At 71.9% G+C, this 17,528-nt stretch carries 16 protein-coding genes; 8 read left to right on the forward strand and 8 right to left on the reverse strand.

Going from position 1 to position 17,528, the window contains the following annotated elements; all coding sequences use genetic code 11:
- Positions 1-1,242, reverse strand: coding sequence for an exo-beta-N-acetylmuramidase NamZ family protein (locus OG522_RS29365; RefSeq protein ID WP_329466041.1), 1,242 nt, complete (start codon positions 1,240-1,242; stop codon positions 1-3).
- Between the two features lie 341 nt (positions 1,243-1,583).
- Between OG522_RS29365 and OG522_RS29370 the strand changes: the two genes are divergently transcribed.
- The 3 genes from OG522_RS29370 (at position 1,584) to OG522_RS29380 (ending at position 4,674) form a co-directional block, all read left to right on the forward strand.
- Positions 1,584-2,357 (forward strand): SDR family oxidoreductase, encoded by a 774-nt coding sequence (locus OG522_RS29370; RefSeq protein WP_329466042.1) that lies wholly within the window; start codon positions 1,584-1,586, stop codon positions 2,355-2,357.
- Positions 2,354-4,009, forward strand: coding sequence for a class I adenylate-forming enzyme family protein (locus OG522_RS29375; RefSeq protein ID WP_329466043.1), 1,656 nt, complete (start codon positions 2,354-2,356; stop codon positions 4,007-4,009). Before OG522_RS29370 ends, OG522_RS29375 begins: the two co-directional genes overlap by 4 nt.
- A gap of 68 nt (positions 4,010-4,077) precedes the next feature.
- Entirely contained in the window at positions 4,078-4,674 is a 597-nt protein-coding gene (locus OG522_RS29380; RefSeq protein ID WP_329467783.1) for a TetR/AcrR family transcriptional regulator, read from the forward strand.
- Positions 4,675-5,434: 760 nt separating this feature from the next.
- Here OG522_RS29380 and OG522_RS29385 read toward each other — a convergent pair.
- The 6 genes from OG522_RS29385 to OG522_RS29410 all read right to left on the reverse strand — a co-directional run bounded on the left by OG522_RS29385 (position 5,435) and on the right by OG522_RS29410 (position 9,998).
- Positions 5,435-6,649, reverse strand: a complete 1,215-nt coding sequence (locus tag OG522_RS29385) for an acyl-CoA dehydrogenase family protein (RefSeq protein ID WP_329466044.1) — start codon at positions 6,647-6,649, stop codon at positions 5,435-5,437.
- 9 nt (positions 6,650-6,658) lie between these two features.
- Entirely contained in the window at positions 6,659-7,681 is a 1,023-nt protein-coding gene (locus OG522_RS29390; RefSeq protein WP_329466045.1) for a phosphotransferase family protein, read from the reverse strand.
- A gap of 109 nt (positions 7,682-7,790) precedes the next feature.
- Positions 7,791-8,108, reverse strand: coding sequence for a DUF202 domain-containing protein (locus tag OG522_RS29395; RefSeq protein WP_329466046.1), 318 nt, complete (start codon positions 8,106-8,108; stop codon positions 7,791-7,793).
- The gene (locus OG522_RS29400) at positions 8,108-8,500 is read right to left on the reverse strand and encodes a YidH family protein (RefSeq protein WP_329466047.1); all 393 of its coding nucleotides are present in this window, start codon (positions 8,498-8,500) and stop codon (positions 8,108-8,110) included. Before OG522_RS29400 ends, OG522_RS29395 begins: the two co-directional genes overlap by 1 nt.
- A gap of 27 nt (positions 8,501-8,527) precedes the next feature.
- Positions 8,528-9,043, reverse strand: coding sequence for an NUDIX hydrolase (locus OG522_RS29405; RefSeq protein ID WP_329466048.1), 516 nt, complete (start codon positions 9,041-9,043; stop codon positions 8,528-8,530).
- A gap of 58 nt (positions 9,044-9,101) precedes the next feature.
- Positions 9,102-9,998, reverse strand: a complete 897-nt coding sequence (locus OG522_RS29410; protein WP_329466049.1) for a DMT family transporter — start codon at positions 9,996-9,998, stop codon at positions 9,102-9,104.
- Positions 9,999-10,164: 166 nt separating this feature from the next.
- Between OG522_RS29410 and OG522_RS29415 the strand changes: the two genes are divergently transcribed.
- From OG522_RS29415 to OG522_RS29435, 5 genes are all read left to right on the forward strand, one after another.
- Positions 10,165-11,820 carry an FAD-binding dehydrogenase gene (locus OG522_RS29415; RefSeq protein ID WP_329466050.1) on the forward strand — a complete coding sequence of 552 codons (1,656 nt, stop codon included), beginning with the start codon at positions 10,165-10,167 and terminating at the stop codon, positions 11,818-11,820.
- Positions 11,821-12,073: 253 nt separating this feature from the next.
- Complete coding sequence (locus tag OG522_RS29420; RefSeq protein WP_329466051.1) at positions 12,074-13,024, forward strand: hypothetical protein; 951 nt, start codon at positions 12,074-12,076, stop codon at positions 13,022-13,024.
- A gap of 75 nt (positions 13,025-13,099) precedes the next feature.
- The gene (locus OG522_RS29425; protein WP_329466052.1) at positions 13,100-14,692 is read left to right on the forward strand and encodes an APC family permease; all 1,593 of its coding nucleotides are present in this window, start codon (positions 13,100-13,102) and stop codon (positions 14,690-14,692) included.
- An 83-nt stretch (positions 14,693-14,775) separates the two neighbouring features.
- Positions 14,776-15,519: a molybdopterin-dependent oxidoreductase gene (locus OG522_RS29430; protein ID WP_329466053.1), complete on the forward strand. Its 744-nt coding sequence runs from the start codon at positions 14,776-14,778 to the stop codon at positions 15,517-15,519.
- Positions 15,461-16,126 (forward strand): cytochrome b/b6 domain-containing protein, encoded by a 666-nt coding sequence (locus OG522_RS29435; protein ID WP_329466054.1) that lies wholly within the window; start codon positions 15,461-15,463, stop codon positions 16,124-16,126. The genes OG522_RS29430 and OG522_RS29435 overlap by 59 nt, the downstream gene beginning before the upstream one ends.
- Here the strand turns inward: OG522_RS29435 and OG522_RS29440 are convergent.
- Positions 16,112-17,518, reverse strand: coding sequence for a GntT/GntP/DsdX family permease (locus OG522_RS29440; RefSeq protein WP_329466055.1), 1,407 nt, complete (start codon positions 17,516-17,518; stop codon positions 16,112-16,114). The genes OG522_RS29435 and OG522_RS29440 overlap by 15 nt on opposite strands.
- Positions 17,519-17,528 lie beyond the last annotated feature (10 nt).

A 17,528-nucleotide genomic window follows, 5' to 3' on the forward strand; every position in this document is an offset into this window, starting at 1 on the left:
TCACCCGTACATGAGGTACTCGCGGCGCACCGCCTCGAACGCGGCGAGCCCCGGCTGCCAGGCGGCCACCACCTCGTCCGCTCCCGCACCCGCGTCGATCATCGTCCGTACCAGCGCCGAGCCCGTGAGCTTGTCGATCCAGTTGTCCGGGCGCCAGGCGAAGCCGCTCCACACCCGCTTCGCGGTCACGAGCAGCAGGATCCCGGTGCGCACCGGATCGTAGGACTCCCGGTCGTGGACGTGCAGTTGGACCCCGCCGACCGTCTTCCCCTCGAATTTCGAGAACGTCGGCGCGAAGTACGCCTCGCGGAACCGGACGCCGGCCGGGGCGAGTTCATTGAGCGCGGCCGCCCACCGGCCGTCGATCCCGTCGGCTCCCAGCAGCTCGAACGGCCGCGTCGTACCCCGACCCTCGGAAAGGTTCGTGCCCTCGAACAGGCAGGTGCCCGAGTACACCAGAGCCGTGTCGGCCGTGGGCATGTTGGGGCTCGGCGGCACCCACGGCAGTGCGGTGGCGTCGAAGAACCGCGAGCGCCGCCACCCCGTCATGCCCACGGTCGTCAACGCGACCTTTCCGCCGAGGAATTGGGCGTTGAAGAGCCGGGCGAGCTCGGCCGCCGTCATCCCGTGCGCCTGGGCGATCGGCTGCCGCCCGACGAAGGTCGCGAACGCCGGATCGAGCACCGGGCCGGACGCCGCCCGCCCGGTCACCGGATTGGGCCGGTCAAGGACGACGAACCGCTTGCCCGCGAGCGCCGCGGCCTCCATGCAGTCGTACAGCGTCCAGATGTACGTGTAGAAGCGCGCGCCCACGTCCTGGATGTCGAAGACCACCGTGTCGACGCCCGAGGTGGTGAAGACGTCCGCGAGTGGCTGTCCGCTCTTCGTGTACGTGTCGTACACCGGCAGCCCGGTCGCCGGGTCGTTGTAGCGGCCTTCGGAGCCGCCCGCCTGCGCGGTTCCCCGGAAACCGTGCTCGGGGCCGAAGACCGCCACCAGGTTCACCCGGCGGTCGGCGTGCATGACGTCCACGATGTGGCGTACGTCCCCTGTGACCCCGGTCGGGTTGGTGACCACCCCCACCTTCTGGCCGGCCAGGGCGGCGTAGCCGTCGGCGGCGAGCCGGTCGAATCCGGTGCGGAGCGCGCGGTTGCCGTCGGCGCGGGCGGGTGCGGCGGCGAGCGTTCCCCCTGCTCCGGCCGCGACCGTGCCCGCGATCAGACCCCGTCTGGACAGGTTCATCCGCACACCTCCGCGCTACGGCCCACTGTCATGCGCACGCTAGCGGGCGCGGGCCCCGCGCGGAACGAGGCGTGCCGCTGCCCTCCGGTGCGGGAGCCTCCCGGGCTGCGCCCCGGGCTCCGCATCGCGCCCGAACGCCGCTCGCCTTCAACCGCCGGACAAGCCGGGTATGCCCCGCGCCGCACACCGCTGGGGATTGCGGGGGGCGGCCATGCGCGGTCCGCGGGCGGAAGGGCGGGGCGGGGGCAGGGCGCGGGTCCGGAGGGCTCGGGGGGCTTCCCCCGGGACATACCGACTGGTTAGTCTGCCGTAGCAATCGGCACGCAGAGAGGCGGGTCTCGATGAGTACGGTCCAGGCATTCCAGGGCGCCACAGTGGTGGTCACCGGCGCCGGTGGCGGCATCGGGGCCGCCCTCGCCCGCAGATTCGCGGCGGAGGGCGCCCGGGTCGTCGTCAACGACCTGGACGCCGACAAGGCTCGCGCGACCGCCGACGAGATCGGCGCGATCGCCGTCCCGGGCGACGCGTCCGCGATCGTCGCGCCTGCCCGCGAGGCACTCGGCGGGACCATCGACATCTACTGCGCCAACGCGGGCCTGGGCTCCGGCGGTTCGGAGTCGGCGCCCGAGGACGTGTGGGCCGCCGCCTGGGACGTCAATGTGATGGCGCACGTCCGGGCCGCCCGCGAGCTGCTGCCCGACTGGCTGGAGCGCGGCAGCGGCCGGTTCGTGTCCACCGTGTCCGCGGCGGGCCTCCTCACCATGATCGGCGCGGCCCCGTACAGCGTCACCAAACACGGCGCGCTCGCGTTCGCGGAATGGCTGTCGCTGACCTATCGCCACCGCGGCGTCCAGGTCCACGCCATCTGCCCGCAGGGGGTGCGCACCGACATGCTGGCCGCCACCGGTTCGGCCGGTGACCTCGTGCTCAAGCCCACCGCCATCGAGCCGGAGGGCGTGGCCGAGGCGCTCTTCGCGGCGATGGCCGCCGACCGCTTCCTGGTGCTGCCCCACCCCGAGGTCGCCGACTACTACACCGCCCGCGCGGCCACCCCCGACCGCTGGCTGACCAGCATGAACCACCTCCAGCAGAAGTGGGAGGCGAACGCCGGATGACCTCGATCTACGCGGCGAAGCCCTGGCTCACCCAGCTCAGCGAGGCGCAGCGGGCCCCCATCAGCCCGCCGGAGACCGTGCTCCAGTCCTTCCGGGCGGCCGTCGAGCGGGCGCCCGACCGGACCGCGCTCGCCTACTTCGACGGGCGGCTCAGCTACCAGGAGACCGACGCGCTCTCCGACTCCGTGGCCGGCCACCTCGCCGCCCGGGGCCTGGTCCGCGGCGACCGCGTGGCGCTCATGCTCCAGAACACCCCGCACTTCGTGATCGCCCTGCTCGGCGCGTGGAAGGCGGGCGCCACCGTCGTCCCGCTCAACCCCATGTACAAGTCGGCCGAGGTCGCGCACGTCCTGAAGGACTCCGAAGCCGCCGCGCTGATCTGCTCGGACCGCGCCTGGGAGGGCTATCTGCGCGACACCGCGGCCGGCTCCCCGGTGCGCACCGTGCTCACCGCCGGCGAACTCGACCTCCAGACGCGCAACGACGAGCGGGTCCTCGGCTTCGAGCGGCTGCCCCGGCCCACCGACACCGACGACCTCGTCGCCGTCGCCCGGCAAGGGCTGACCGCCCCCGCGGAGCGGGAACTCTCCGCCCACGACACGGCGTTGATCAGTTACACCTCCGGAACCAGCGGCACCCCCAAGGGCGCGATGAACACCCATCGCGGCATCACCTACAACGCGGAGAGGCAGCGCACTGGACATCCGATAGCAGAAGGCTCGGGCTACTTCGCGCTCGCGCCGCTCTTCCACATCACCGGCATGGTCTGTGAACTCGCCGCCTGCATCGCCAACGCGGGCACCCTGGTCCTGGCCTACCGCTTCCACCCGGGCGTCGTCCTCGACGCCTTCGCCGAGCACCGCCCCGCCTACACCGTCGGCCCCTCCACGGCCTTCATGGCGCTCGCGGCCACCCCCGGCGTCACCCGGGAGCACTTCGCGTGCTTCCAGGTGATCTCCTCGGGCGGCGCGCCGCTGCCGCCCGCGCTGGTCGAGAAGTTCCGCGAAGGCTTCGGACCGTACATCCGCAACGGGTACGGACTGACCGAGTGCACCGCCCCCTGTGCCTCGGTGCCGCCCGAGAAGGAAGCGCCGGTCGACCCGGTTTCGGGAACCCTGTCCGTCGGCGTGCCCGGACCCGAGACGCTGGTACGGATCCTGGACCCGGCCGGTGATGAGGTGCCCTTCGGCGAGCAGGGCGAGATCGTGGTGCGCGGGCCCCAGGTCGTGCCCGGCTACTGGCGCCGGCCCGACGCCACCGCCGAGGCCTTCCCGGACGGCGAACTGCGCACCGGCGACATCGGCTTCATGGACCGCGACGGCTGGCTCTATGTGGTCGACCGCATGAAGGACATGATCAACGCGTCCGGGTTCAAGGTCTGGCCGCGCGAGGTCGAGGACGTCCTGTACACCCACCCGGCGGTCCGCGAGGCGGCCGTGGTCGGCATCCCGGACGCCTACCGGGGCGAGAGCGTCAAGGCGTACGTCAGTCTGCGTCCGGGCGCCGAGGCCGGGCCCGAGGAACTCGCCGCGCACTGCAAGGAGCGGCTGGCCGCGTACAAGTACCCCCGCGAAGTGGAGATCCTGCCTGAGCTTCCCAAGACCACGAGTGGGAAGATCCTGAGGCGGGAACTGCGCTCCCAGGCGCACTGACCGGTACGAACGATCAGCACAACACGGTGTGCGGCATGCCGCACACGTACCAGAGAAAGGTGGCGGCGATGGCCAAGGCGACGGACACGAACGGCACCACTCCCGTCCCCCAGCGGCTGCTCGCCGCCGCCACTCGCCTCTTCGCGGAGAACGGCTACGACCGCACCTCCGTGCAGGAGATCGTGGAGGCGGCGGGGGTCACCAAGGGTGCGCTCTACCACTACTTCGGCTCCAAGGAGGACCTCCTCCAGGAGGTGTACGCGCGGGTGCTGCGGCTCCAGCAGGAGCGGCTCGACGCGTTCGCCGACGCGGACGCGCCGGTGGAGCAGCGGTTGCGGGAGGCGGCGGCGGACGTGGTGGTGACCACCATCGACAACCTGGACGACGCCGCGATCTTCTTCCGGTCGATGCATCACCTCAGCCCGGAGAAGAACAAGCAGGTCCGTGCGGAGCGGCGGCGCTACCACGAGCGGTTCCGGGCGCTGATCGAGGAGGGGCAGGCGGCCGGGGTGTTCTCCACGGCGACGCCGGCGGACCTGGTGGTCGACTACCACTTCGGGTCGGTGCACCACCTGTCGACGTGGTACCGGCCGGGCGGCCCGCTGACCCAGCAGCAGGTCGCGAACCACTTGGCGGATCTGCTGCTGCGGGCGCTGCGGCCGTAGCGGGCTGCTTTGCCCCACCCCGCCCCTCGGAGCGCCGGGCGCAGAGCGGGACTTCGGGGCATGCGGGGAGGGGATCGCCTTCCAACGGGCGGGGGAGCCAATTCATCTTCCACGTGCGGGTGAATGAAGGCGTGTCCATTCAATGGGTTAGGCAGTTACAGGGGTGGCTCGAACGAGCCGCCGAGTCGGCGCCAAACTCCATTTCACAGCAAGGGGATTACCGTGCTCCCAATTCTTTCCGTCCTTGGTGGTGTCGTGGTCGGACTCGTCCACGTCGTGGGCGTCCTCCTGAAGGTCCTGCTCGGCTAGCGGGAGAGCAGTGGGCGGGTGAACTCGAACCGCCACCACTCTGCCTTCTCGCCGCTAACACGTGGGGACTGCCCGGGGCGGCGTCTGAGCCCCTTCCGCACCCGTACAGGCTGGTCAAGGCCTGTACGGGTGCAGTGCTGTGGGGAGTCACGCAGGCGCCCGCCCGGGGCAGTCGGCTCGGGGCACGAGAGGCTGCGGCGGTGCTGGAAATTGGCGACCGCAGACAAACAAACAGGATGCGGCACGGATATAACCGATGGCCGGCTTCGCGCGTACGCACCCCAGAAGCTCCGGGAAATACTTACGGACGAAAGGCTGCCCGGGGTCATATCTGCTGCGCCTACTACGTCTACTCGGGTAATCCTGGTGCTGCCCCGGGAAGACCGGGCGTTTTGGATAGGCTCGGGCACTCCGTAATGGCGGCCCGGTGCGCCGCCGCTTCCCTGCGTCGTTATACGTACCTCTTCAGTTCCCGGCGGGCCAGCGAGCGCTGGTGGACCTCGTCGGGGCCGTCCGCCAGCCTCAACGTCCGTGCCGCGGCCCACAGTTCGGCCAGTGGGAAGTCCTGGCTCACGCCGCCCGCGCCGTGCAGCTGGACCGCGTTGTCGATGATGTCGACGACCGTGCGCGGGGTGGCGATCTTGATGGCCTGGATCTCGGTGTGGGCTCCGCGGTTGCCCACCGTGTCCATCAGCCACGCCGTCTTCAGGACGAGCAGGCGCAGCTGCTCGACCGCGACGCGGGCGTCCGCGATCCACTCCTGGACCACGCCCTGCTGGGCGATGGGCTTGCCGAACGCGGTGCGGGTCACCGCCCGGCGGCACATCAGCTCGATCGCGCGCTCGGCCATGCCGATCAGCCGCATGCAGTGGTGGATCCGGCCGGGACCGAGCCGGGCCTGGGCGATGGCGAAGCCGCCGCCCGCCTCGCCGATCAGGTTGCCCGCGGGCACCCGGGCGCTGTGGAAGACGACCTCGGCGTGACCGCCGTGGGAGTGGTCCTCGTAGCCGTACACCTGCATGGCCCGGCGCACCTCGACGCCCGGGGTGTCGCGCGGCACCAGGATCATCGACTGCTGGCGGCGTACGTCCGCGTTGCCCGGATCGGTCTTGCCCATCACGATGAAGATCTTGCAGTCCGGGTTCATCGCCCCGGAGATGTACCACTTGCGGCCGGTGACGACGTACTCGTCGCCGTCGCGCTCGATGCGGGTCTCGATGTTCGTGGCGTCGGACGAAGCCACCACCGGCTCGGTCATCGCGAACGCCGAGCGGATCTCACCCGCGAGCAGCGGCTCAAGCCACCGCTTCTTCTGGTCGTCCGAGCCGAACTGCGCCAGGACCTCCATGTTCCCGGTGTCCGGGGCCGCGCAGTTCAGCGCGGTCGGCGCCAGGTGCGGGGAGCGGCCGGTGATCTCGGCGAGCGGGGCGTACTGGAGGTTGGTGAGCCCGGCGCCGTACTCCGCGTCGGGAAGGAACAGGTTCCACAGGCCCTGCCTGCGGGCTTCGGCCTTGAGGTCCGCCACCACCTGCGGGGTGTCCCAGGGGGAGGCGAGCCGGGCGCGCTGCTCCTCGACGGTGGCTTCGGCGGGGTACACGTGCTCGTCCATGAAGGCGAGCAGCCTGGTCCGCAGTTCTTCGGTACGGGCGTCGAATGCGAAGTCCATGAGGGGAGTTCAGCCTTCCTGGAGGGTCGTGAGGCCGTGCTCGATGAAGACGGGAACCAGCTCGCCGATGCGGTCGAAGCCGGCGCCCACGGTCTGGCCGAGGGTGTAGCGGTAGTGGATGCCTTCGAGGATCACCGCGAGCTTGAACCAGGCGAACGCCGTGTACCAGGCGATGGCGGAGGTGTCGCGGCCGGAGCGGGCCGCGTACCGCTCGATCAACTCGGCGGGGGAGGGGTGCCCGGCCGCGCCCGCCGTGGTGGAGATCGGCGAGTTGGGCAGTTCCAGCTTGGCGCTGTACATCACGAGCAGGCCGAGGTCGGTCAGCGGATCGCCGAGCGTGGACATCTCCCAGTCGAGTACGGCCTTGATCCGGTCGTCGTCGCCGATCAGGACGTTGTCGAGGCGGTAGTCGCCGTGCACGACGGTGGGGGCGGGCGAGGCGGGCAGCTCGCGCCCGAGGGCGGCGTGCAGTTCGTCGATGCCGGCCAGTTCGCGGTTGCGGGAGGCGTCGAGCTGCTTGCCCCAGCGGCGCAGCTGGCGGTCGAGGAAACCGTCGGGCCGCCCGAAGTCGCCGAGGCCGACCGATTCGGGGTCGACGGCGTGCAGCTCCACCAGCGTGTCGACCAGGCCGAGCACGGCCGCCCTGGTGCGCTCGGCGCCGAGCGGGGCAAGCTGCTCGGCGGTGCGGTACGGCGTCCCGGCCACGTACTCCATGACGTAGAACGGCGAGCCCAGCACCGACTCGTCCTCGCAGAGCAGGACCGGCTCGGGGACCGGCACCGCCGTCGGGTGGAGCGCGCTGATCACCCGGTGCTCGCGCTTCATGTCGTGCGCGGTGGCGAGCACATGGCCGAGCGGTGGGCGGCGGACCACCCACTGCCCGGCGCCGTCCGTGACGACGTACGTCAGGTTCGACCGGCCCCCCTCGATCAGCCGGGCCCTGAGCGGTCCGCTCACGAGCCCGGGGCGCGCGCGGTCGAGGTGGGCACGCAGCCGCTCCGGGTCGAGGCCTGGCGGGGGGACTGTGCTCATGGTCGGCACCTCCACAACGGGACGGTCATGCTGTCCCGGGTCACGCTACCGACCAGTCGGTATGCCGTCCAGAGCGGGCGGCGATTCCAGGTCCCGGGTGCGGCACGATTCAGAACAGTATGGCGACGGCGAAACAGGCCAGGGCCACCGTGCAGGCGGTGGCGCCGATCGCGGTGCGCACCCCGAGCACCCGGGGCCGCCCGGCGCCGCTCAGACCCCGGATGCGGCGGTGCGCGACCGTCAGGAAGCCCAGCCACGCCAGCCCGCTGAGCGACACCGCGGCCATCGTCAGCGGCGAACTCCCTTTGTGCAGCGCCTGTTTGGCGGCAAGCAGCGCGGCCACCGTGCAGGCGAGCGTGGTACGCCGCCAGGCGAGCCGGGTCCGCTCCGGCTGGAGCCCGGGGTCCCGGGCGGGCGCGGGGGGCATCAGCCCGCCCAGCCGAAGACGACGACCACCACCATCACGACCGCGACGACCGCGACGGCGAGGCCGAGGAGGGTCGGGAACCGCGTCACCGGCAGGTCCTCGCCGCGCCGCATGGCCCGCTCGCAGCGAACCCAGTGGTTCACCGCGCGCAGCGCGCACAGCACCCCGGCGGCGAGCAGCGCGAGCGCGAGGCCGACCCGCACGCCCCAGCGCAGCTCCGGCAGGAACTGGTCGACCGCGAAACCGCCACCGATCAGCGCGAGCGAGGTCCTGATCCAGGCCAGGAAGGTGCGCTCGTTGGCGAGCGAGAACCGGTAGTCGGGGGTCTCGCCCTCCTCGTCGATGCGCTGCGGCGCGAACCACAGCCGCAGGGTCTGCCCGATCGTGATCACCCGCCGCACCCTACCCGGGGCGACCCCTCAGGACAGGCTGAGCCCCGACGCCCGCAGCCGCCGCCAGGCCGCGAGGCCGTCCGGCACCCACTCCCACTCCCCGATCCGGCGTTCAAGCTCGGCCAGGGTCAGGAAGTCGTGCCAGGCGACCTCCTCCACCTGGGGGTGCACCGCGAGCTCGCAGCGCACTTCGTACACCGAGGACCACCAGGTCTGCGCGCCGTTCTCGTAGAGGAACTTGAACAGGGGCACGGGCCGGGGCAGACCGGACACGCCGAGCTCCTCCTCGGCCTCGCGCAGCGCCGCGGTGTCGTAGGACTCGCCCGCGCCGACCACCCCGCCGACGAACATGTCGTAGAGCGAGGGGAAGACGAGCTTGCCCGGGGTGCGGCGGTGGACGAAGATCCGTCCCGCGCCGTCCCGGGCGAGGACGAAGACGCAGCGGTGGCGCAGGTTCTTCGCGTAGGCCTCGGCGCGCCGGGCCTGCCCCGTCACCGTGTCGTGCTCGTCGACGATGTCCAGGATTTCGTCAGCCGGATTCATGCGGCCATGAAATCACCGGCCGCGGGCACTGCTCCACAGGTCCGCCGGCGACCGGCTCTCAGTGCGGCTGGAGGTCGCGGACCTCTTCGCGCGCGGCCGTGCCCGACGGCATCGCCGGATGCAGCCCGAGCAGCACGATGCCGGTCACGATCGCCGCGAGCCCGGCCGCCTCCCACGCCAGCGCGCCCGCGTCCGTACGCAGCTGGTCCCCCAGGAAGCCGACCCCGCAGGCGATGCCCGCCAGCGGCTGGGCGGCCGTCAGGGCCGGCAGGGACATCCGCAGCGGGGCGGCCTCGAAGGCGCTCTGCACCATGACGAGGCCGCTCACCCCGAGCGCGATCACGGCGTACAGCTGCCAGCTCGTCATCAGCCCCGCCCAGCCGCCGCCGGAAAGACGCTGCCCGCTGACCCGCGTCAGCGCGTCCTGGAGGCCGTAGAGCAGACCCGCGGCGACGGCCAGCATGACGGGGGCCGCCACGCTGAGCCGGTCGTGTTTGGCGAGCGCGGCGAGCAGCAGCGCGATCCCCACCACCAGGCCCACGATCAGCCAGTGGCGCAGCGGGCCCGCCACCGAGGTGCTGCCCTGCGGCTGGCCCGCCACGATGAAGGCCGTCACCCCGCCCGCGAGCAGCGCGAGCCCCGCCCAGCCCTGACGGCCAAGCGGCTGACGGGTCTGGAGTCTGGACAGCCACATGGCGAAGAACAGATTGGTCGCCACCAGCGGCTCGACGAGGGAAACCTCGCCCCGGCCCAGCGCCAGCGCGCTCAGCACCATGCCGGCCACCATCAGGCCTATTCCGGCCAGCCAGCGTGGCATCCGCATGAGGTCGAGCAGGAGCCGTGGCGACATGAAGTCGCTCATCGGGGCGTGTTGCGCCGCGTTCTGCTGCAGCACGAAGCCCGAGCCCAGACAACACGCTGCGCTCACGGCGAGGACGAGGACCACTACCGACACGACGTACACCTCAAGGACGGCCGGGGGCCGCTGACTTGGCCGACGATAGCGCGCCGTGGCCGCGGCCGCCTCCCGGGCGCCGGGCCCCGGGCGGTTGACGCACGCCGACGGGATACCGAAGATCTGACGCACGGGTAACTTGGCGGACGAGCGGAGTGAGCGGCCCATGGCGTACGACGCCGATGTGATCGTGGTCGGGGCGGGGCTCGCGGGCCTGGTGGCCACCGCCGAGCTGGTGGACGCGGGCAAGAAGGTGATCCTGCTCGACCAGGAGCCCGAGCAGTCGATCGGCGGCCAGGCGCACTGGTCGTTCGGCGGGCTCTTCCTGGTGGACTCGCCCGAGCAGCGCCGGATGCGGATCAAGGACAGCCGCGCGCTCGCGCTCCAGGACTGGTACGGCACGGCGGGCTTCGACCGGGCCGAGGACCACTGGCCGCGCCAGTGGGCCGAGGCGTACGTCGACTTCGCCGCCGGCGAGAAGCGGGCGTGGCTGCACGCCCGGGGAGTGCGGTTCTTCCCCGTGGTGGGCTGGGCCGAGCGGGGCGGTTACGACGCCAATGGGCATGGGAACTCCGTCCCCCGCTTCCACATCACCTGGGGCACCGGACCGGGCATCGTGGCCCCCTTCGAGCGGAGGGTGCGGGAGGGCGCCGCCCGTGGCCTCGTTCAGTTCAGGTTCAGGCACCGGGTGACGGGTCTGGGCCGCGGCGCCGGAGCGGTGGACACCGTGACCGGGGAGATCCTGGAGCCGTCCGACGCCGGGCGCGGGACCGCGTCCACCCGGACCGTCACCGGCTCCTTCGAGCTTACGGCGCAGGCGGTCATCGTGACCAGCGGCGGCATCGGAGGCAACCACGACCTCGTGAGGTCCCAGTGGCCCCAGCGGCTCGGCACCCCGCCCGAGCACATGCTGTCCGGCGTCCCCGCCCATGTGGACGGGCTGATGCTGGGCATCGCCGAACAGGCGGGCGCGCACCACATCAACCGCGACCGGATGTGGCACTACACCGAGGGCATCCAGAACTGGAACCCGATCTGGGCCCGGCACGGCATCCGCATCCTGCCCGGACCCTCCTCGCTCTGGCTGGACGCGCGCGGCAGCCGGCTGCCCGTGCCGCTCTTCCCCGGTTTCGACACCCTCGGCACGCTCGACCACATCATGAAGACCGGCCACGACTACACGTGGTTCGTGCTCGACCAGAAGATCATCGGCAAGGAGTTCGCGCTGTCGGGCTCCGAGCAGAACCCCGACCTGACCGGCAAGTCGGTCCGGGGCGTCATCGGGCGGGCGCGGGCCGACGTGCCGGGCCCGGTGAAGGCGTTCATGGACCACGGCGCCGACTTCGTGGTCGAGAAGGACCTCGCCTCGCTGGTGCGCGGCATGAACGCGCTCACCAAGGAACCCCTGATCGAGGAGGCCGCGCTGCGCCACGAGATCGTGGCCCGCGACCGCGAGATCGCCAACCCGTTCACCAAGGACCTCCAGGTCACCGCCATCCGGGGGACCCGCAACTACCTCGGCGACAAGCTCATCCGCACCGCGCCGCCGCACCGCATCCTCGACCCGAAGGCCGGCCCGCTGATCGCGGTCAAGCTGCACATCCTCACCCGCAAGTCGCTCGGCGGCCTGGAGACCGACCTGTCCTCGCGCGTCCTGACGGCGGGCGGGGAGCCCCTGCCCGGTCTGTACGCGGCGGGCGAGGCGGCCGGGTTCGGCGGCGGAGGCGTGCACGGCTACCGCTCCCTGGAAGGCACCTTCCTCGGCGGCTGCATCTTCTCGGGACGGGCGGCGGGCCGGGCCGCAGCGAAGGCGGTGGACTAGCGGGTGGCCGGTGGGTGTCGGCCGGGCCGCGGGGATGTCCGCAGGGGCAGAACCGGAGCCGGGCCTGCCCCGACGGCCCACGGCCGCTGCCCCGCCGGTCAACTGCCTTGAGCGCGGCTCGGGTTGAATGATCAAACAGGCCGCACGGCCTTGACGCGGAGCACGGGGTGCCGCTTTGCTGTCGGCGACCATCGCGCACAGGTTCTGCGCACACCCATGCCCATGAGGCCCCGCCCATACAGGAAGTACGCGGATGTCCCCGCCGCCGCCCCCGCTCGGCCGCCCCCGCCGACGGGGCAGCCGGTCCTTCGACCCGGCCCTCGACGACATCGAACTCGCCACCGTCCGGGACCAGTTGGCCCAGGGCCGGTGGACCAGGGCCCGCTCGCTGCTCGCCGCCACCGGGGACGACTGGGATCGCAGGGGCCACCGGATGACCGTGCTGGCCGAGCCCGCGACCAGCGCCGGCTGGGCCCGCGAATGGCTGCTGGCCGAACCCGACAGCGCCGATGCCGCCACCCTCTTCGCCTGCGCCGCTGTCCAGCGCTGCCTGCGCGGCAAGGAGTCCGCGGACCGCGCCCGCCAGGCCTGCCTGACCGCGGCCGAGCGCGCCCCGGGCGATCCCACCCCCTGGCTCGCCCTGCTCGCCCTGGCCCGCGCGCACGGCACCGAGGACGAGACCGTGCGCGCCTTCGAGGAGGTGCGCGCCCGCCACCCCGAACACCACCACGCCCACCACCTGATGGCCGCGCGGCTGGCCGAGCGCCGCCCCGCCGAAGGCCCCGACCCGCTGCACGAGGTGTACGACTTCGCCGCCGCGTCGGCCGCCCGCGCCCCCGCCGACTCCCCGCTCGCCCTGTTGCCGCTGATCGCGCACGCCGAGCGCTACCGGGTACTGGCCGGCGCCGGGGGCAGGCCGGGTGATGCCGCGGCGTCCGGGCACTGGAGCGGCCGCCGGGCCGCCCAGGTGATCCGGACCGCGTTCGACTGGTGGCTGGAATGGGAGCGCGAGGACCACCCCAGGGCCGGCGTCGACCTCAACTTCCTGGCGCACGCCAAGCACTGCGAGGGCCGCACCGCCGAGGCCGCCGCCCTCTTCCACCGCATCGGGCGCCACTTCACCCCCGCGCCCTGGTCCTACCCCGACCGCGATCCGTACCGCGCCTTCCACGCCGCCCGCAGCGCCGCGCTCGGCTCCGTGTAGCACCACCCCGGCCGCGACCACGGCCGGGCCCCACGTCCCCGTTTCCGATGGCAGCTCCGAAAGGGCAGACCCCGCATGCCGAGCCAGACCAGCGAGACCGAGATCAGTACGTACAAGGGGCAGGACCGGGCGCTGCGCGCCGACCGCCTCGGCACGCCGGGGCTGCTGCTCTCGGTCCTCGCGGCGAGCGCGCCCCTGATGGTGGTGGCCGGGGTGATGCCCACCGCCTTCGCGGCCATGGGCGTCGTCGGACAGCCGCTGCTCTTCCTGATCCTCGGCGCGGTCCTCGCGCTGTTCAGCGTCGGGTACGCCGAGATGAGCCGCCACGTGCACAACGCGGGCGCGTTCTACGCCTACATCGCGCGGGGCCTGGGCCCGACCGCGGGCGCCGCGGCCTCCTATGTGGCGCTGGCCGCCTACAGCGCGCTCCAGGTCGGCATCTACGGCATGTTCGGCTTCGAGGTCTCCGGGCTGCTCGACACCTATGTGCACGTCACCATCGACTGGTGGGTGCCCGCGCTACTCGCGGTCGCGGTGGTCGGCGGGCTCGCCTGGCTGAAGATCGACATCAATGCCAAGGTGCTCGGCGTGCTCCTCGTCATCGAGGTCGCCCTCGTCGTTGTCTTCGACGGCGCCGCCCTCGCGAAACCGGCCGCCGACGGGCTCTCGCTGCACGCCTTCAACCCGCACACCCTGACCGGACCCGGCGTCGGCATCGCGCTGTGCTTCTGCGTCGCCGCGTTCACCGGCTTCGAACAGGCCCCGGTGTACGCGGAGGAGACCAGCCGCCCGAACGTGGTCGTCAAGCGCGTCATGTTCCTGGCCGTCGGATTCACCGCCGTCTTCTTCGCGCTCAGCTCCTGGGCGCTGACGCTGGCGACCGGCCCGCGCGACATCGTGGACTCCGCGCAGAAGCAGGGCCCCGGGCTGCTGTTCGCGCTGGCCCAGAAGAACCTCGGCACCACGTTCACCGACGTGCTGCACGTCCTGTTCGTCACCGGCATGTTCGCGGCGCTGCTCAGCTTCCACAACGTCGTCGCCCGGTACGTGTTCGCGATGGGCCGCGAGGGTCTGCTGCCCGCCGGGTTCGGCCGGACCAGCAGCACCAGCGGCGCCCCCGCGGGCGGCTCGCTGCTACAGACCGTGATCTCGGTGGTCGTCGTCGCCGCCTTCGCGCTCACCGACCACTGGCCGGACGGCGACCCGACGGCCCCGGTCATGCACCTGTTCACCTGGATGGGCAACGTGGGCGCGCTCGGCGTGATCCTGCTGATGGCCGCCGCCTCCCTCGCCGTGATCGTCTTCTTCGTCCGCAGGGGAGCGGCCGGGGCCCAGCTGTGGCGGCTGCTCGCCGCGGGAGCCGCGGGCATCGCGCTGCTCGGCATCGCCGCGTACACCGTCAAGGACTTCCACGTGCTGGTCGGCGCGGGGCCCGAGGACGCGCTCAACTGGGTGCTGCCCGCGATCATCGTGGTGGCGCTGCTCGTGGGCCTGTCCTGCGGACTCGTGCTGCGCGCGAAGAAGCCGGAGACGCACGCCCGGATCGGTCTGGGCAACGAGGCCTTCCAGCTGGAGCGGACGGCGATCGCGGAGCAGGCCACGCGGGGCGGCGTGCCGGGCCGGCGCGCACCCGGTCACGAGGAGTCCGGGCGGGCCGCCGAGCTGTGAGTGGGCCGGGGGAATTCTGACGGAACGGTGACGGACGGCCGTGACCCCTGGCAGGACCGGGCCGACGGTGTTCGAATCGTCGGGTGACAGCAGATCAACCGGAACCGCCCCCGCGGACCCAGCCGCGCGGCGCTCCCGTCGGCCGCCGGCTCGTGCTCGGCATGCTCGGCCTCGGCGTGGCCGGGGTCGCCTCCGCCCGCTACGTCCAGCAGGGCCTGGAGTCATTCCTGGGCGCCGCCGCCGACAAGGACCCCACCGGCCTCACCAGCCTGCTGCCCAACGGCGGCGGCTTCCGCTACTACTCGGTCACCTCTTCCGTGCCGAACAGGAGCGCCGCCGACTACCGGCTCACCGTCGACGGCATGGTCACCCGGCCCTCGACGTACACGCTCGACGCGCTGCGCGCGCTGCCGCAGACCCGGCTGGTGCGCGACGTGCAGTGCGTGACCGGCTGGCGGGTGCCCAGCACCCCCTTCGCCGGGGTGCGGCTGTCCCGGCTCCTTGACGCGGCGGGCGTGCGGCCGGGGGCCGGGGCGGTCCGCTTCACCTGCTTCGACGGCGCCTACAGCGAGAGCCTCACCCTCGAACAGGCGCGCCGTGACGACGTGTTGATCGCGCTGAGCATGCAGGACAAGCCGGTCAGCCACGCCCACGGCGGGCCGGTCCGGCTGTATGTGGCGCCCATGTACTTCTACAAATCGGCGAAATGGCTCTCCGGGATCACCGTGACGGAGCAGGTCCAGCGGGGGTTCTGGGAGGAGCGAGGCTATGACACCGACGCCTGGGTCGGCCGGTCCAACGGACGCGGAGACACCCCCACCGGCTGAACTCCCTTACAAAGTAGGGAGGTTCACGCCGGCGGAGCGCTGGGTGCACCGGGCCACCGCCTGGCTGATGGGAGCCTGCGTGGTCACCGCGGCGATTCTGTACGTCCCGCAGTTCGCCGAGGCGGTCGGCCGGCGGGAACTGGTGGTGCGGGTACACGAGATCTGCGGGGTGCTGCTGCCCGTGCCGCTCCTGGTCGGCCTCGTCTCCCGGGCGCTGCGCGCGGATCTCGCCCGGCTCAACCGCTTCCTGCCGTACGACCGCACCTGGCTGCGCAGCGCGCTGCGCCGGGACCCCGAGCCGCGCCCGGCCGGGAAGTTCAACGCCGGGCAGAAGGTGTACGCGGGCTGGATCGCGGGAGCCGTTCTGGTGATGCTGGGCACCGGCCTGCTGATGTGGTTCACGCACCTCGCGCCGATCGAGGTGCGGATCGGGTCCACGTTCGTGCACGACTGGCTGTCGCTGGCCGTGGGCATCGTGGTCGCCGGGCACGTGTGGATGGCGTTCGGCGACCCGGAGGCACGCCGTGGCATGCGCACCGGGTCGGTGGGGCGGCCCTGGGCGAAGCGGGAGCACCCCCTGTGGGAGCCCGAGCTAGACGAGGAGTGACAGCAGCAGGACGAAGCCCAGCGAGACCACGGAGATGATCGTCTCCATCACCGACCAGGTCTTGATCGTCTGGCCGACGTCCATCCCGAAGTACTCCTTCACCAGCCAGAACCCGGCGTCGTTGACATGGCTGAAGAAGAGCGAACCGGCGCCGACGGCCAGCACGAGCAGGGCCGCGTGCGCGGTCGACATGTCGGCCGCCAGCGGCGCCACGAGCCCGGCCGCCGAGATGGTCGCCACCGTCGCGGAGCCGGTCGCGAGCCGGATCGCGACCGCGATCAGCCAGGCGAGCAGCAGTGCGGGGATCGCCCAGTTCTTGGAGAGGTCCAGGATCATCTGGCCCACGCCCACGTCGATCAGCGTCTGCTTGAAGCCGCCGCCCGCGCCCACGATCAGCAGGATGCCCGCGATCGGCGCGAGCGACTTCTCGACGGTCGTGGAGATCCGCTCCTTGGTGAACCCGGCCGCCCGCCCCAGCGTGAAGATGCCCACGAGGACGGCCGCGAGCAGCGCGATCAGCGGCGAGCCGATGACGTCCGTGACCCGCTGGAGGGGGTTCTTCGGATCGTCGATCACGATGTCGACCAGCGCCTTGGCCAGCATCAGGACGACCGGAAGCAGCACGGTGGCGAGGGTCGCGCCGAAACTCGGCCGCCTCTCCAGGTCCTCGGAGGGGCGGGCGGGGACCATCTTGTCCGGGGCCGGTATGTCGACCCAGCGGGCCGCGTACTTCGAGAACAGCGGGCCCGCGATGATCACCGTGGGAACGGCGACCAGCACACCCAGAGCGAGTGTCACGCCGAGGTTGGCGCCGATCGCGTCGATGGCGACCAGCGGGCCGGGGTGCGGCGGTATCAGCCCGTGCATCACCGAGAGGCCGGCCAGCGCGGGGATGCCGATCCGCATCAGCGAGTAGTTGCCGCGCTTGGCGACGAGCAGCACCACCGGGATCAGCAGCACGATGCCGACCTCGAAGAACAGCGGAAGCCCGATGATCGAGGCGATGGCCACCATCGCCCAGGGCATCGCCCGCCCGCCGGACTTCCCGGCCTTGGCCAGGATGGTGTCGACGATCTGGTCGGCGCCGCCGGAGTCGGCGAGCAGCTTGCCGAGGATCGCACCGAGCGCGATCAGCACGCCCACTCCGGCGACCGTGGCGCCGAGGCCGGTGCTGAAGCTGGCGATGGCCTTGTCGAGCGGTGCGCCCGCGAAGGCGCCGAGCGCCAGCGAGCCGATGGTCAGGGCGAGGAAGGCGTGCAGCTTGAACCTGGTGATGAGCAGGACGATGACGGCGATGCCCGCGAGTACGGCGATGCCCAGCTGGGTGTTGCCGGCCGAGGTGATCGGCTGCGTGGCGCCCGCTGCCAGGAACTCGACGCTGAGTCTGGTCACGGTGGTGATT

The organism is Streptomyces sp. NBC_01431, assembly GCF_036231355.1.
In the GTDB taxonomy this organism is placed as follows: Bacteria; Actinomycetota; Actinomycetes; order Streptomycetales; family Streptomycetaceae; genus Streptomyces.

Coding starts and splice junctions, on each gene's coding strand:
- OG522_RS29420 (WP_329466051.1), top strand. CDS start 12,074: ATGTCCCCGCCGCCGCCCCCGCTCGGCCGCCCCCGCCGACGGGGCAGC.
- OG522_RS29390 (WP_329466045.1), bottom strand. CDS start 7,681: ATGAGCACAGTCCCCCCGCCAGGCCTCGACCCGGAGCGGCTGCGTGCC.
- OG522_RS29385 (WP_329466044.1), bottom strand. CDS start 6,649: ATGGACTTCGCATTCGACGCCCGTACCGAAGAACTGCGGACCAGGCTG.
- OG522_RS29370 (WP_329466042.1), top strand. CDS start 1,584: ATGAGTACGGTCCAGGCATTCCAGGGCGCCACAGTGGTGGTCACCGGC.
- OG522_RS29415 (WP_329466050.1), top strand. CDS start 10,165: ATGGCGTACGACGCCGATGTGATCGTGGTCGGGGCGGGGCTCGCGGGC.
- OG522_RS29405 (WP_329466048.1), bottom strand. CDS start 9,043: ATGAATCCGGCTGACGAAATCCTGGACATCGTCGACGAGCACGACACG.
- OG522_RS29380 (WP_329467783.1), top strand. CDS start 4,078: ATGGCCAAGGCGACGGACACGAACGGCACCACTCCCGTCCCCCAGCGG.
- OG522_RS29435 (WP_329466054.1), top strand. CDS start 15,461: ATGACACCGACGCCTGGGTCGGCCGGTCCAACGGACGCGGAGACACCC.
- OG522_RS29395 (WP_329466046.1), bottom strand. CDS start 8,108: ATGCCCCCCGCGCCCGCCCGGGACCCCGGGCTCCAGCCGGAGCGGACC.
- OG522_RS29375 (WP_329466043.1), top strand. CDS start 2,354: ATGACCTCGATCTACGCGGCGAAGCCCTGGCTCACCCAGCTCAGCGAG.
- OG522_RS29365 (WP_329466041.1), bottom strand. CDS start 1,242: ATGAACCTGTCCAGACGGGGTCTGATCGCGGGCACGGTCGCGGCCGGA.
- OG522_RS29425 (WP_329466052.1), top strand. CDS start 13,100: ATGCCGAGCCAGACCAGCGAGACCGAGATCAGTACGTACAAGGGGCAG.